This window comes from Tropicimonas aquimaris, assembly GCF_042676185.1.
GTDB lineage: Bacteria > Pseudomonadota > Alphaproteobacteria > Rhodobacterales > Rhodobacteraceae > Tropicimonas > Tropicimonas aquimaris.
The window spans coordinates 487,848-499,683 of sequence record NZ_JBHTJT010000008.1 but is presented as its reverse complement, the minus strand read 5'-3'; the positions used below and the strand labels follow the sequence as shown (position 1 = coordinate 499,683).

Here is an 11,836-nt window from a genome sequence, read left to right as displayed (position 1 = left end):
CGTTACTGAGCTCGCTTGCCTTTCGGTCCGGTGACGCTGTCGCGGCCACGGGAATTCGCCACACCTTTCATCTCGTCCTCGCCGGGACGGTCGTCGCTGAACGACTGATTGTCGTCGTGGTTCTGGCCAAGGACAGTATCCTCCTCCGACGCCCAGGGGTTGTTGTGATCCGCGTGGGCTGCGGAAAGAGAGAACGCCGCCAGAATACCGGCGAGTGCAAATGTGACTTTCATGGGCCTGCAATTCCTTTGTTGAGTGTCACCCGAGACTTCCACCGGGCTGTGCGCCCTCATTATATTACATTTTGCGAATGTGATATCCGCACGATCTTTGTCCTCGGCATTCGGCAGGTCGCCGCCAGCCCTGCGCGGCTTCTTGCCAATGCAGCCGCCCCTGAAACGCAAAACAGGCGCCCGAAGGCGCCTGTCTGCTGAACTGCGGGGCTACGGCGGCAGCAGGATCACTCCAGCCGGATTGCTTCCTTCACCTGCTGGGCCAGTTCGGGTGTCACCTCGACCCGGTGCACCTCCTTTGCATGTTTCGCCGCCATTTCGAGCAGCTCTTCGTCGGTCTCGGCACGGGCTTCGAAATCACACCCCGGCATGAGGTCCCCGCATTTGAGAAGTCTTGTCATGGCGCTTCCTCCCTGTCGCGCTCGATAGACGACCAACATACCATGGATCCGCAAAGATGCATCACCCGGGCACGCCGCGCCGCAGCACGAGCCCCCTCCCCGCCGCTCCTCGCGATTTCCCTGCCCTTGCCACGATCCGACCGCAAACGCCGGGCATCGTGCGGCAAAATCCCCACGTGAAAAGGCCCACCGCCATGCACCTGCCCGATCGCATCTCCGTCACGCTCCTTCTGCCGCGTCCCGCCGTGGCAGACGCGCCCGGTCTGCGGGTGCGGCTTAACACGATCCTCGGCCCCTCGGGGCTGCATTTCGACCAGTACCCCGCGCGGCACGGCACCACGCTGCATGCCCGGGGATTGTCCATCGAACTCAGGGAACGCGACCTGTCCATCACCTCGGCCCGGCTGGATTCAGCCATCGACTCGAGGCTGCAGGAGCTGCTCCACGAAGATTGGGCCGGGTTGGTCGCCCGCCACAGGGCCGCGATCAGTCTCGAGTTGCGTTGCACACCCACGCCACGCGAAGCGGCCGTCGATGGCACCGCACCCCAGGAGACCTCGCCCCTGCGCAACCGTAACTTTTCGGCCTCGCGTGAAGCCTACGACCTGATGCTGATGGCGGGCCATATCGCCGCCTCCTGGCTGGCGGAGTCGAGCCACCCTCTCGCCGTCTACTGGAGCCAGTCCGACCGCATCTTTCCCGCCCCGCGCTTCCGCGCCATGGACGGCATGCTGTTTCCGCTGCCCCTTTTCCTGCACCCGACGCCCATCGGCACGCCATCGCCAGCGGACGGTGCCGAGGCGAATGGACTGCTGCCGGAGTTCGACATCCGGGGGGCGGAGAGCCTGATCGGCTGCACCTTGCGCGTCGCCCCTGCCCGGGTGCGGTTCGACTGGCTGATGAAGCGCGTGCTCGCCTTTGTCGCCCATGTGCGCGCGACCGAGGCCCTGCCTGAAGAAGGCACCGCCTTCGGCCTGGAGGATGGCGAGCGCTTCGTGGTGCACCGCCTGAGCGGAGGCGCGCTCGGTCTGGTGCTGGAAGAGCGCAACGGCCTTCCCGTCTGCAACGGCCGCGCGGGGTATTTCCAGACTACACTCTAGACGCTCTCGGGCGAGTCCTTGGGCAGGTCCGACCGACGCAACACCATGGTGTGGATCGAGAAGACGACAGCGCCTGTCTCGGGCAACCTGAGCAGGCATTGGCGCTCCGAGCGCAGATAGGGCGACTCGCCGCTCGCCTCGGCGCGAACCTCGCCCTCCCGCAAGGGATGAAACAGCGCCGCCTCCCGGTAATGATGCCGGTTGGCGCGCCAAAGCGGCCGGCCCGGCCGTACCCCGTCCAACAAGCGCTGCACACGCCGCGCAAGCTCGGCATCGTATTCGGCGACCGGTCGGTGGATCGCCATCATGGGGCGGCCCAGTTTCTCCGAGAGCGTCCAGCTTGCCGGGAAGCACAGAACAGCGGCCGTGAGCAGGTGCTCTGCTCCGCCCGGCGGTTTCTCAAGAAGGCACAGATCCTCCTGCACCAGCCGACCCAACGTCAGGAGTGGCGCATCGCGCTCCAGACGCACCAGCCGGCCATCCGGGCAGCGCATCACCCCGCCGTTGCGAGAGAAATCCCCGCGCGCGGCAAGCTGTGCGAGCACCAGATCGTAGAGTTCCTGCGCGGCCGGTCTGGCAGCATCGGGCAGCGCGTGGACACGGGGCGTGACGTCCGCCAGCAGGCGCTCCCGCTCCGCCATTTGAGCGGGATAGCTGTCGAGGACCCAAAGCCAGTTCGCCATGTCGAGCGGCGAGATCCCCGGCAGGCGCCGCGTGCGCGGATCCTCCCAGGGCGGGTTCGGGACCACCCGGTTGAGGATCGTCCGAGGCTGAGCGAGATCTGACATAAAGGCCGGCTTGAAACGCGCCCGGGACGCCGGGACAGGTGGAGGTCTGACACTGCATACCGCCAAGGAGCAAGCGGCGCCTCGCCTGATCTGCGTCATGGCAAAGTGACGTTACGTAATGATACCATTGTCATGGCGCGCGGACCTGACATCGGGAGGTTCACATGAGACAGCATCGTTGGACGAATTGCGCTTTGGCTGCCTGCTCTGCTGTCGCGCTTGGTGTGGGAACGGCCTTGCCCGCCTATGCCGACGACGCCGCGGACAAAGCCGCGATCCGGGGCCTTTGGCAGACCTACAGCGCCGCTCGCGTGGAGGCGGACGCCGCGACCTGGCTGACGCTCTGGGACGCCGAGGGCATCCAGATGCCGCCGGGCAGTCCGGCACGCGGCTTCGAGGTTCTGCAGGAATCCGTTCCCAAGGCGTTCGTGCCCGGAGCGGTCACGGCAATGGAGATCGAGCCCATCGACATCGAGGTTGCCGGCGACTGGGCGTTCGCGCGTGGGGTCTACAGTTCGACCCGCATGCGGGACGGTCAGGAGGTGCAACTTGACGGCAAGTTCCTGACGATCCTGAAACGGCAGGACGACGGCGCCTGGAAGATCTACCGCGACTGCTTCAACAGCAACGATTGAAAGCCCGGTTGTCGGTCGAGTTCTGCCTCGGGGAGACACCGGAGGGCAGAGTCGTCCGGCCAATCCCGCGGTGAGGCGCACTGGCGAAGTAAGCCCGGCCTTCCACGATGCTGGCAAAGGGCCGGGCAGGTTTGGCGTGGAATTGACCCGGGGCGAGGCCGGGATACAGCTTCGCGAGTTCTCTCCCGGACGGCCCAAGGCCGCGGGGACCGAGGAACAGGCTCTCCGCCGCCACGCCATTGGCCAGCAGGATGTCATGCTGCTCGAGCAGGAGGTGATGATAGACGATACCGGCGTCGTCTCCCATGAGCCGGGCCCGGCCCGAGACCAGCAAAGCCTTCGCCGGGACCAGGACTTCCTCGAGACCGAACCAGAGCTGCACCCTGCCCCCGGTGACGAGAATCCGGTGCTGCTGTGACACCGTCAGCGGCCGGTCGTTTCCGAGCACCCCCACGCCGATCACGACGGGCCGCAGGCTGGCATCGCGCCGAAGCGACGCGGCCGGGACGCGCCGCGCCCCGGCCCAGAGTATCCGGGCGACGCGACCCGAGGCCGTGACCACGCTGTCGCCCGCCGAGAGCCGTTCGATGGGAACCTCACCCTGCGGTGTGGCGATCAGCGTACCGGCCAGGAAGCACGGCGGGTCGGTCGGGTCGAGATCGCCCGCGGAGATCCGCCAGTTGCCGGTTCGCAGGGGGCCGGTCGGATTGTCCGTGGCATAGGCATAGATCTCGCCCCCAACCTCGATGAACTCGCCGGATTGCCCCGTGCCGCGATAATTGCCCTGCCCGAGGTAGGTATAGCTCTGGAACGTTGCGCCGCCATCGAAGGTAATCGTATTCGCATCGACGATGGTCGCCGTCAGCGTGGTGTTCTGAACGACGAAGTTGCCCCCGCCGGTGGTGTTGACCGTGTGAGCGAGGATGTCGATCGGCATTGTCGGGTCTCCACCCCTGTTGAGCGCCGGGAGTCCGGCCACGGCCTTGCTTCGACGGAGTATCGCCCAGCAATGTGGCGAACGTTTGATCGAAGCGGGAGAGCGCTCTGTCCGCGTCGCGGACCCCGAACATCGCAGCCCGAAAAACACATAAACGAAAAGCAATTCAACCACAGGTAGATTTTCTACCACAGCAGGACGAGTTACCACCTCTCCTGACCTGAAACCCTTGAGGAAGCTGGCCGGAGTGTCTCGGCGGCTGTGTTTAAGCCGGTTACCGGCAATATCCTGGAGGGAAAGTAATGAAAAACTACCTGACGCGCACTTTCAAGCGTTTCACCAAAGACGAAAAGGGCGTGACCCTTGTCGAGTACGGCATCGCACTTGTTCTGGCCGTCGGCCTCGGCACCGCTGCCCTGACCGAATTGGGTGGGGCAGTCGGCGACAAGATGGGCGAGGCAGAAACGAAACTGGCCCCGCAAGCCACCGGCTTCTAGTGGCTAGAGGGCACGCCGCCTTCCGACAGACGATTCAGGTCGTACGGGAGGCGGCTGTGTCTTGGCCGGACGATTTGCGTGCTGCGCCGCGCGCTCTTTCATCGGTCCGTCCTGGAAAACTGCTGCGCCGCCGTCCGCCACTCTATTCCGGAAATCATCAGTCCGGACCTCCCTGAAAGGACCAATCATGCGACTGAGCGCCATTCTGACAACCCTCGTGGGCCTCGCCGTTGCCGGTGGGTCCGCCTATTTCGCCCGCGATTATGTCGAGCGCAGCAAAGCCGCCGCGATGGATGCGGAAACGGCTGCGACGGTCAGCGTACTAGTCGCCCGGCAGGACATCTCGCTCGGCCAATCCATCGAGGCGCATCTGCTCGAAACGATCGAATGGCCCCGCGACGCGGTGCCTGCTGGCGTTTTCACCGCGCGCGACGAGCTTTTGCCGGAACGCGGCCAGCCGACGCGCCGCGCCAGGCGCGCGATCTCGCAGGGCGAGCTGATCATGAAGGTCAAGGTGTCCGACTTCGGCGAGAAGGTCACCATCGGCCAGTCGCTCGGCGCAGACCTGCGCGCCATGGCCATCAAGGTATCCGCCGAAACCGCCGTTGGCGGCTTCGTCACGCCCGGCGATTTCGTCGATGTCCTGCTGACCCAAGGGTCGCGTGACGACCTCCGCGCCGTCACCATTCTTCAGAACATCCGCGTCATCGGTGTCGATCAGGACGCTGACGAGCACGTCGACACGCCCGAGGTCGCCCGCACCGTGACCGTCGCCGTCACGCCCGAGCAGGGCCAGCGGCTCGCGCTCGCCCAGCAGGCGGGAACGCTCAGCCTGACGCTGCGCAACTTCGAGGCCGCCGAAACCCAGAAGCTCGAACTGATCCGCCTAAGCGACATCTTGATGGATGCGCCGCTGGAGGACCGGGTCTCGCGGACGGTCGTGGTGCGCCGCGGCAACGTTCCGGAAGTCCAGGAACTGCGCTGACGCGCGGCAGCCCGAGGGAACACGCCATGAAACCGCTTCGCTCCATTCGCGACCTGCGCAAGTCCACCGAAGGAACCATCCTGGTGTTCTTCGGGCTCTCGCTCGGGGTGTTTCTCGGCCTCGTCGCCATGTCCTTCGACCTCGGGCGCATCGGGATTACCCAGACGGAACTTCAGGCCTTCGCCGACAACGTGGCGCTGGCAGCGGCCGGCGAACTGGACGGCCGCGACGACTCGATCGACAGAGCCCGTGCCGCGGCCGCCAATTTCATCACCGATCACAAGAGCTTCGGCTCCGGCGACAGCGTGCTGTCCGGCGATGCGGACTATGCCCTGACCTTCTTCAAGTCGCTCCCCGCCAGCGATCTCTCGGCGATGAACGATGTTGCGAGCGACCCGCGCGAGGCCGCCTATGTCCGAGCCACCGCAACGGCCAGCACCGTCGACATGACCTTCGCCGCTGCCTTTTCGGCGCTCACCGGCAATGCAGGGCCCGAGGGTGTGGTGCGTGCCTCGGCCGTGGCCGGTTTCACCATGTATGCCTGCGACATCACCCCGATGATGTTCTGCGTGCCCGGTCCCACCTGGTCGGCAGACGACCACAAGGGTGACACCGTGCTGCTGCGCACCGGCGGACAGGGCGCGGCCTGGGGGCCGGGCGATTTCGGATTTCTCGACCCGCAGAACGTGAAGGTCGACCCGAATGGTCCCTGCGGCGGGCTGAAAGGTCCGCAGCTCGATCGCTGCCTGATCGGCGCCGTCGGCAGCATTACCCAGTGCTTCGTTCAGAGGGGCGTCGACATGGAGCCGGGCCAGAAGGTCGGCATCGAGGATGCGGCGATCAACGTCCGGTTCGACATGTATTCCGCCACCATGAACAAGGAAAAGAACGACCCCAACTATGCGCCGGCGCCGAACGTGATCGACGGCCTCGTCACCCAGGGCTGCAAGGCCGACGAGAACGTCGTCAGCAAAAAGGACGATACGCCGCTCTCGGTTCCGCTTCCACCCGACGACTGCTTCCCCAGCTGCGGTCGCTTTGGCAACGGCATCTGGGCCACCGGTCGCGCCAACTACGAGGCGATCAACTACGCTGGTACAACGCCTCCCGCACTGCCTTTGAACGCCACGCGCTACGAGTACTATCTCAAGGAGATCGAGCTCAGTGGCGGCCCTCTCTCCACGAACGCTATCCTGCCCGGCAACAGCGAGAGCGGGCGTCCGCAATGCGCGCCGAAAGCCGCGCCCGATCCGGATCGCCGCAGCATCATCGTCGCCGGCATCGACTGCGCTGCGAACCAGATCCAGGGAGCCGCGACCAACGTGCCCGTTCAGGAATTCGTCAAGATCTTTCTGCTCCAGCCCGGCAAGGTGAGCGGCGCCCAACAGTTCGACATCCTTGGCGAGATCGTCGGCTCGGCCGGTGGCCAGGGCGGCGGCGGCTCCGGGGCGACGTTCCACGATGTCGTGCAGCTCTACAGGTGATGATGATGAAGCGCCTCACGCGACCGATCCCTGCAAACGCCCGCAGCTTCGCCCGCTCCGAGTCCGGCGCGCAACTGGTCGAGTTCGCGATCCTGCTGCCGATCCTGCTGCTCATCTTCGCGGTGATCATCGAGGGTGGACGGCTGATGTGGTCCTACCAGGCGACGGGCGCCGGGGTGCGCGATGCGACACGCTACCTCGCCCGGGTCGTGCCGTCCGACGTCTGCAGCTCCGGCGGCTCCGTGGCGGCGTGGAAGACCAAGGTGGAAGGGATCGTGCGCGACTCCTCCACTGGCGACGCGATCTTCCCGAGTGGCATCACGATCAACTCGGTCACACCGAGCCTGACGTGCTTCACGGGCGATTACCGCGTCTCGCAGGTCGGTGTGGCCCAGGTCACGGCCAACCTAACCGTCACCTTCCCGTTCGCTGGCCTGTTCGAACTCGCCGGCGGCAGCCGGACGACCTTCACCACGGATGTCTCCGACCAGAGCCGGATCTTCGGAACATGACAGCGCGCTGCACATATCGCTCTGCGCGCCAGCGCCTGCGCGCGTTCCGACGCGAGGAGGACGGCACGACGCTGGTCGAATTCGCCCTGGTGCTGGCGCTCTTCCTGCTCATCCTGTTCGGGCTGATCGACTTCGGCCGCCTGGCATTCCACTACGTGACGACGGAGAAGGCGATGCATGTCGCGGCCCGCGTGGCCGCCGTCCGTCCCCCGGCCTGTGCCGGCGTGCCCGAATTCCACCGGATTTCGGACAGCGTCACGCTCCCGGCGCCGGATTATGGAACCCGCTGCAACGCCGGGGGTGCCATCTGCCAGACTACGGGAACGATCTCGTGCTCCGGCGCCATCGCCAACCCAACCGTCGCCGAGATCTGGCCGATCATCCGCGGGACTTTGCCAAATGACGCCGGCCCGGACGTGCTCCGGTTCAGCTACGCCTACGACCCGAATCTCGGGTTCCTCGGCGGCCCCTACGTGCCCGTCGTGACCGTCGAGATCCAGAATCTCGATTTCCAGTTCATCTCGCCGCTCGGTGCGCTGGTCGGACTGACAGGCGCAACCGCGCCGTCAGGACTGGGCGGGGACATCGCTTTTCCTGCCATGAGCGTGTCGATGCCGGGTGAAGACCTGGCCCACGGATCGGCGGGATAGAGAAAGGAGATTGTGATGACCATTAGCTCCAATTCAATCGTTCTGGTTGGGTTCATCGACCCGACGGCCAGGCAACTTGCGGACGAGATCCGCGACGACCCCGCCTTTCATGTCGAGGAGGTGGGACTGCCGCTCTCGGCCATCAACGGCCATGCGGTGAAACTCGCGCACAAGCATTCGATGATCCTGTTCCGCGCCAACACCGGCTCGCAGGCCGACGAGGAGGCCGTCCGGCTGATCCGGAGCCAGGCCACCCGCCGCGCGACCATCGTGGCGCTCACCGAGGCCTCGGCCTCACTGCAGGCGGCGCACAACCTCACCCGCGCCGGCGCCGATGCGGTGCTGCCCGACACGGCCTCGTTCGACGATCTGAAGGCGGCGCTCAGCCATGCAGCAGCCTCCCATGCGCCGGCGGTAGCGATGGGCGGCGGCGCTCCGAAACTGGGCCGGATCATCTCGGTCGCGCAGGCGCGTGGCGGTGCCGGGGCAACCACCGTCGCCGTCAACCTCGCGGACATGCTGCTCTGCCGGCAGGGCCGTCTCAAGAAGAAGCCCAGCAAGCGCGTCGTCGTCGTCGACCTGGACCTGCAGTTCGGCGCTGTCGCGGGCTTCCTCGACGCCGCGCGGAACGACAGCCTCTACCAGATGGCCAGCGAGGACACGCTGCCCGATGCGACCTTCCTGGAGCAATCCCTCGTCAAACTGTCCTCCGGGCTTTCGGTCCTGCCCGCGCCCTCGAAATTTGCGCCGCTCGACGCGCTGACGAATGCGCAGGTCAAGGCGATCCTCGAGACATTGGCGCGCAGCCACGACCACGTGATCGTGGACATGCCGCGCGCGCTGGTGGGGTGGATCTCGCCGGTGCTGGAACTCAGCGACCGAATGCTGCTCGTGACCGACACCGCAGTGCCCTCGTTCCAGCAGGCCCGCCGCCTGATCGACGCCTATACCGAGGACAACCTCGGCCTTGCGATCGACATGGTGGTCAATTTCGAGAAGAAGCCGCTGATCAAGGGCCGGCTCCACAGCGAGGCCGAGAAGATCCTCGAACGCCCGCTGAAATACTGGTTGCCCCCCGACCCGAAGGCCACCCGCCTGGCATTGGATCGCGGCGCACCCCTGTCCGAGGTCGCCAGCCGCTCGGCGCTGACCCGCGCCTTCCGGAAACTCGGCACCTCACTCACGGACGCGATAGACCAAAGAGCGGTCGCACGGATCAAAGGTTAAGGAGCACGACGCCATGTTCAAGAATTTCAGCAAGCGATCGACGTCCGGCTCCGACGGCAACGTGGTCCAGCTTATGCCGGAGGCCAGGATCGACCAGGCCGAAGTGCCACCGGTGGTGAATAACTCCGCCGAGGATGCTGAGCTGAGCGCCTTCCTCGAGCTCAAGAGCCGGCTGCACGACGCCCTGCTCGACCGGCTGAACCTGTCGGTGATCGACAAGATCCAGCCCGAGGACCTGCGTCGCGAGGTCGCCACGCTGGTCAGCCAGGTGCTGACCGAGGAAGGAAACCCGATGCGGTCCGAGCAGTTCAAGCGGATCGTCGACGAGCTGATGCACGAGGTGCTCGGCCTCGGCCCGCTGGAGCCGCTGCTGGCTGATCCCACGATCAACGATATCCTGGTCAACGGCCATCGCAGCGTCTTCGTCGAGCGCGGCGGGGTCCTGGAGCGCACCCCGGTGCGGTTCCTCGACGAGAAACACCTGCTGCGGATCATCGACAAGATCGTCTCGCGGATCGGCCGGCGCATCGACGAGGCCAATCCGTGGGTCGATGCGCGGCTGGAGGATGGCAGCCGGGTCAACGCGATCATCCGCCCCTGCTCCATCGACGGGCCGAGCATCTCGATCCGCAAGTTCTCCAAGCAGCCGCTGACCATGGATATGCTGGTCAAAAGCGGCGCGCTCAACCGCACCGCCGCCGACCTTCTGCAAGGGCTCGTTGCCGCGCGGATGAACGTGCTGATCTCCGGAGGCACCGGCTCGGGCAAGACGACGATGCTCAACGCCATGTCGGCCTCGATCGGCCATCACGAGCGGATCGTGACCATCGAGGACGCCGCCGAACTGAGGCTCCAGCAGGAGCACATCGTCCGGCTCGAAACCCGGCCGCCGAGCCCCTCGGGCACCGGCGCCGTGATCCAGCGCGACCTCGTGCGCAACGCGCTCCGCATGCGCCCCGACCGGATCATCGTCGGCGAGGTGCGTGGCTCCGAGGCCTTCGACATGCTGCAGGCGATGAACACCGGCCATGACGGATCGATGACAACGGTGCACGCCAACTCGACCCGTGATGCGCTCGGCCGGATCGAGCAGATGGTCACCATGATCGGGCTGGAACTGCCTCTCTCGGCGGTGCGCAGCCAGGTTGCCTCCGGTCTCGACTTCGTGGTGCAGCTCTCGCGCCTCTCCGACGGCCGCCGCAAGGTGATGTCGATCTCCGAGATTACCGGCATGGAAGGCGACGTGATCACCATGCAGGACCTCTTCGTCTTCCGCCGCCGCGGCGTCGCCGAGGACGGCACCGTGCTGGGCGAGTTCACCGCAACGGGCATCCGCCCCTTCGCCGCCGAGCGCCTGCGCGCCGCCGGTGTCGATCTGCCGAACGAGATGTTCACCGTCAGGGAGAACTGAGCGATGCTGGATCAATTGACGGACCAGGACATCATCTACGTCGTCTACTGCGGCATTGCCGTCGGTGCGCTCGTCTTCGTCTCGGGGCTGGGCCAGCTGTTCAGCCCGCAGGAGAACCGCGACGAGGCCCGAAGCCGCCGGATGCGGATGATCGCCGAGGGCCGCTCCACCGCGGAGCTTCTGGCCCTTCTGAAGCCCACGCCGCAACACGGGTTGCTCGCCCGCATTCCATTTGTCGGCGACCTGACGGTCAAGCTGCGCAAGGCCGGCTGGATGATCAGCGCACGGATGTTCGTGGCGTCCTGCCTTATGCTCTGGGGGGCGATCACCCTCGTCGGTGCGAGATTCGCGCCGATCGGCACCGTGGCGCTTCTCGCCATCCTTCCCGCCTTCTTCCTGCCGCTGACGGTGCTGAACTTCCGCATCAACCAGCGCACCGAAAAGCTGGTGCTGCAGCTGCCAGACGCGCTCGAACTGATGGCTCGCGGCCTGAAGGTCGGCCACCCGCTGGCCACCTCCATCGCCGCCGTCGCCGAGGAGATGCCGGACCCGATCGGCACCGAGTTCGGCCTGATCCACGACCAGGTGAATTACGGCGAGGACCTGGTAGACGCGTTCAAGGAATTCGCCGAACGGGTGGACGTGGAAGACGTCAACTACCTCTCCGCCAGCATCGGCATCCAATACGGCACCGGGGGCGACCTCGTGCGGGTGATCAGCGTGCTGTCGCGCACCATCCGCAACCGGATCGCCATGCGCCGCAAAATCCGCGCGATCTCCTCGGAAGGGCGGCTTTCGGCCTGGTTCCTGTCCGCCCTGCCGCTGGTGATCTTCGGTTTCACCATGTCCGCGACGCCGGATTACTACGGTGGCGTCATGTCGGACCCGATGTTCCGCCCGATGGCGATCACCGTGATCGCCCTGGTGATCGCGAATGCGCTGGTGCTGCGCAAACTCGTGAACTTCAAGCTCTGAG

The 11,836-nt window shown here is 65.7% G+C and carries 14 protein-coding genes; 10 read left to right on the top strand and 4 right to left on the bottom strand.

All coding sequences use genetic code 11. The annotated features are described in order from the left end of the window. Positions 1–2 precede the first annotated feature (2 nt). Positions 3–233 carry a hypothetical protein gene (locus ACFQ2S_RS08825; RefSeq protein ID WP_386074073.1) on the bottom strand — a complete coding sequence of 77 codons (231 nt, stop codon included), beginning with the start codon at positions 231–233 and terminating at the stop codon, positions 3–5. Positions 234–460: 227 nt separating this feature from the next. Continuing rightward, positions 461–634 carry a DUF1059 domain-containing protein gene (locus ACFQ2S_RS08820; protein ID WP_386074072.1) on the bottom strand — a complete coding sequence of 58 codons (174 nt, stop codon included), beginning with the start codon at positions 632–634 and terminating at the stop codon, positions 461–463. Between the two features lie 176 nt (positions 635–810). Between ACFQ2S_RS08820 and ACFQ2S_RS08815 the strand changes: the two genes are divergently transcribed. Then, complete coding sequence (locus tag ACFQ2S_RS08815) at positions 811–1,734, top strand: hypothetical protein (protein WP_386074316.1); 924 nt, start codon at positions 811–813, stop codon at positions 1,732–1,734. Here ACFQ2S_RS08815 and ACFQ2S_RS08810 read toward each other — a convergent pair. Further along, positions 1,731–2,522 (bottom strand): heme-dependent oxidative N-demethylase family protein, encoded by a 792-nt coding sequence (locus ACFQ2S_RS08810; RefSeq protein WP_386074071.1) that lies wholly within the window; start codon positions 2,520–2,522, stop codon positions 1,731–1,733. The two genes, ACFQ2S_RS08815 and ACFQ2S_RS08810, sit on opposite strands and share 4 nt — an antisense overlap. Before the next feature lie 164 nt (positions 2,523–2,686). Between ACFQ2S_RS08810 and ACFQ2S_RS08805 the strand changes: the two genes are divergently transcribed. Beyond that, a complete protein-coding gene (locus ACFQ2S_RS08805) occupies positions 2,687–3,157 on the top strand; it encodes a YybH family protein (protein ID WP_386074070.1) in 471 nt (156 codons plus the stop codon). On the opposite strand, the gene ACFQ2S_RS08800 is transcribed toward ACFQ2S_RS08805, so the two are convergent. Beyond that, complete coding sequence (locus tag ACFQ2S_RS08800; RefSeq protein WP_386074069.1) at positions 3,141–4,094, bottom strand: Hint domain-containing protein; 954 nt, start codon at positions 4,092–4,094, stop codon at positions 3,141–3,143. The genes ACFQ2S_RS08805 and ACFQ2S_RS08800 overlap by 17 nt on opposite strands. A gap of 302 nt (positions 4,095–4,396) precedes the next feature. Here ACFQ2S_RS08800 and ACFQ2S_RS08795 point away from each other — a divergent pair, with 302 nt between their 5' ends. The 8 genes from ACFQ2S_RS08795 (at position 4,397) to ACFQ2S_RS08760 (ending at position 11,835) form a co-directional block, all read left to right on the top strand. Further along, positions 4,397–4,591: a Flp family type IVb pilin gene (locus tag ACFQ2S_RS08795; RefSeq protein WP_386074068.1), complete on the top strand. Its 195-nt coding sequence runs from the start codon at positions 4,397–4,399 to the stop codon at positions 4,589–4,591. 187 nt (positions 4,592–4,778) lie between these two features. Beyond that, positions 4,779–5,576: a Flp pilus assembly protein CpaB gene (gene cpaB / locus ACFQ2S_RS08790; protein ID WP_386074067.1), complete on the top strand. Its 798-nt coding sequence runs from the start codon at positions 4,779–4,781 to the stop codon at positions 5,574–5,576. Between the two features lie 26 nt (positions 5,577–5,602). Next, positions 5,603–7,060, top strand: a complete 1,458-nt coding sequence (locus tag ACFQ2S_RS08785) for a pilus assembly protein TadG-related protein (RefSeq protein ID WP_386074066.1) — start codon at positions 5,603–5,605, stop codon at positions 7,058–7,060. A gap of 5 nt (positions 7,061–7,065) precedes the next feature. After that, positions 7,066–7,572 (top strand): TadE/TadG family type IV pilus assembly protein, encoded by a 507-nt coding sequence (locus ACFQ2S_RS08780; protein ID WP_386074065.1) that lies wholly within the window; start codon positions 7,066–7,068, stop codon positions 7,570–7,572. Further along, positions 7,569–8,222 (top strand): TadE/TadG family type IV pilus assembly protein, encoded by a 654-nt coding sequence (locus ACFQ2S_RS08775; RefSeq protein ID WP_386074064.1) that lies wholly within the window; start codon positions 7,569–7,571, stop codon positions 8,220–8,222. The genes ACFQ2S_RS08780 and ACFQ2S_RS08775 overlap by 4 nt, the downstream gene beginning before the upstream one ends. Positions 8,223–8,237: 15 nt before the next feature. Continuing rightward, positions 8,238–9,449 carry an AAA family ATPase gene (locus tag ACFQ2S_RS08770; RefSeq protein WP_386074063.1) on the top strand — a complete coding sequence of 404 codons (1,212 nt, stop codon included), beginning with the start codon at positions 8,238–8,240 and terminating at the stop codon, positions 9,447–9,449. A 13-nt stretch (positions 9,450–9,462) separates the two neighbouring features. Continuing rightward, positions 9,463–10,860, top strand: a complete 1,398-nt coding sequence (locus tag ACFQ2S_RS08765; protein ID WP_386074062.1) for a CpaF family protein — start codon at positions 9,463–9,465, stop codon at positions 10,858–10,860. A 3-nt stretch (positions 10,861–10,863) separates the two neighbouring features. Further along, positions 10,864–11,835, top strand: coding sequence for a type II secretion system F family protein (locus ACFQ2S_RS08760; protein ID WP_386074061.1), 972 nt, complete (start codon positions 10,864–10,866; stop codon positions 11,833–11,835). Position 11,836: the final 1 nt, after the last annotated feature.

Coding starts and splice junctions, on each gene's coding strand:
- ACFQ2S_RS08825 (WP_386074073.1), bottom strand. CDS start 233: ATGAAAGTCACATTTGCACTCGCCGGTATTCTGGCGGCGTTCTCTCTT.
- ACFQ2S_RS08820 (WP_386074072.1), bottom strand. CDS start 634: ATGACAAGACTTCTCAAATGCGGGGACCTCATGCCGGGGTGTGATTTC.
- ACFQ2S_RS08810 (WP_386074071.1), bottom strand. CDS start 2,522: ATGTCAGATCTCGCTCAGCCTCGGACGATCCTCAACCGGGTGGTCCCG.
- ACFQ2S_RS08805 (WP_386074070.1), top strand. CDS start 2,687: ATGAGACAGCATCGTTGGACGAATTGCGCTTTGGCTGCCTGCTCTGCT.
- ACFQ2S_RS08800 (WP_386074069.1), bottom strand. CDS start 4,094: ATGCCGATCGACATCCTCGCTCACACGGTCAACACCACCGGCGGGGGC.
- ACFQ2S_RS08795 (WP_386074068.1), top strand. CDS start 4,397: ATGAAAAACTACCTGACGCGCACTTTCAAGCGTTTCACCAAAGACGAA.
- cpaB (WP_386074067.1), top strand. CDS start 4,779: ATGCGACTGAGCGCCATTCTGACAACCCTCGTGGGCCTCGCCGTTGCC.
- ACFQ2S_RS08785 (WP_386074066.1), top strand. CDS start 5,603: ATGAAACCGCTTCGCTCCATTCGCGACCTGCGCAAGTCCACCGAAGGA.
- ACFQ2S_RS08780 (WP_386074065.1), top strand. CDS start 7,066: ATGAAGCGCCTCACGCGACCGATCCCTGCAAACGCCCGCAGCTTCGCC.
- ACFQ2S_RS08775 (WP_386074064.1), top strand. CDS start 7,569: ATGACAGCGCGCTGCACATATCGCTCTGCGCGCCAGCGCCTGCGCGCG.
- ACFQ2S_RS08770 (WP_386074063.1), top strand. CDS start 8,238: ATGACCATTAGCTCCAATTCAATCGTTCTGGTTGGGTTCATCGACCCG.
- ACFQ2S_RS08765 (WP_386074062.1), top strand. CDS start 9,463: ATGTTCAAGAATTTCAGCAAGCGATCGACGTCCGGCTCCGACGGCAAC.
- ACFQ2S_RS08760 (WP_386074061.1), top strand. CDS start 10,864: ATGCTGGATCAATTGACGGACCAGGACATCATCTACGTCGTCTACTGC.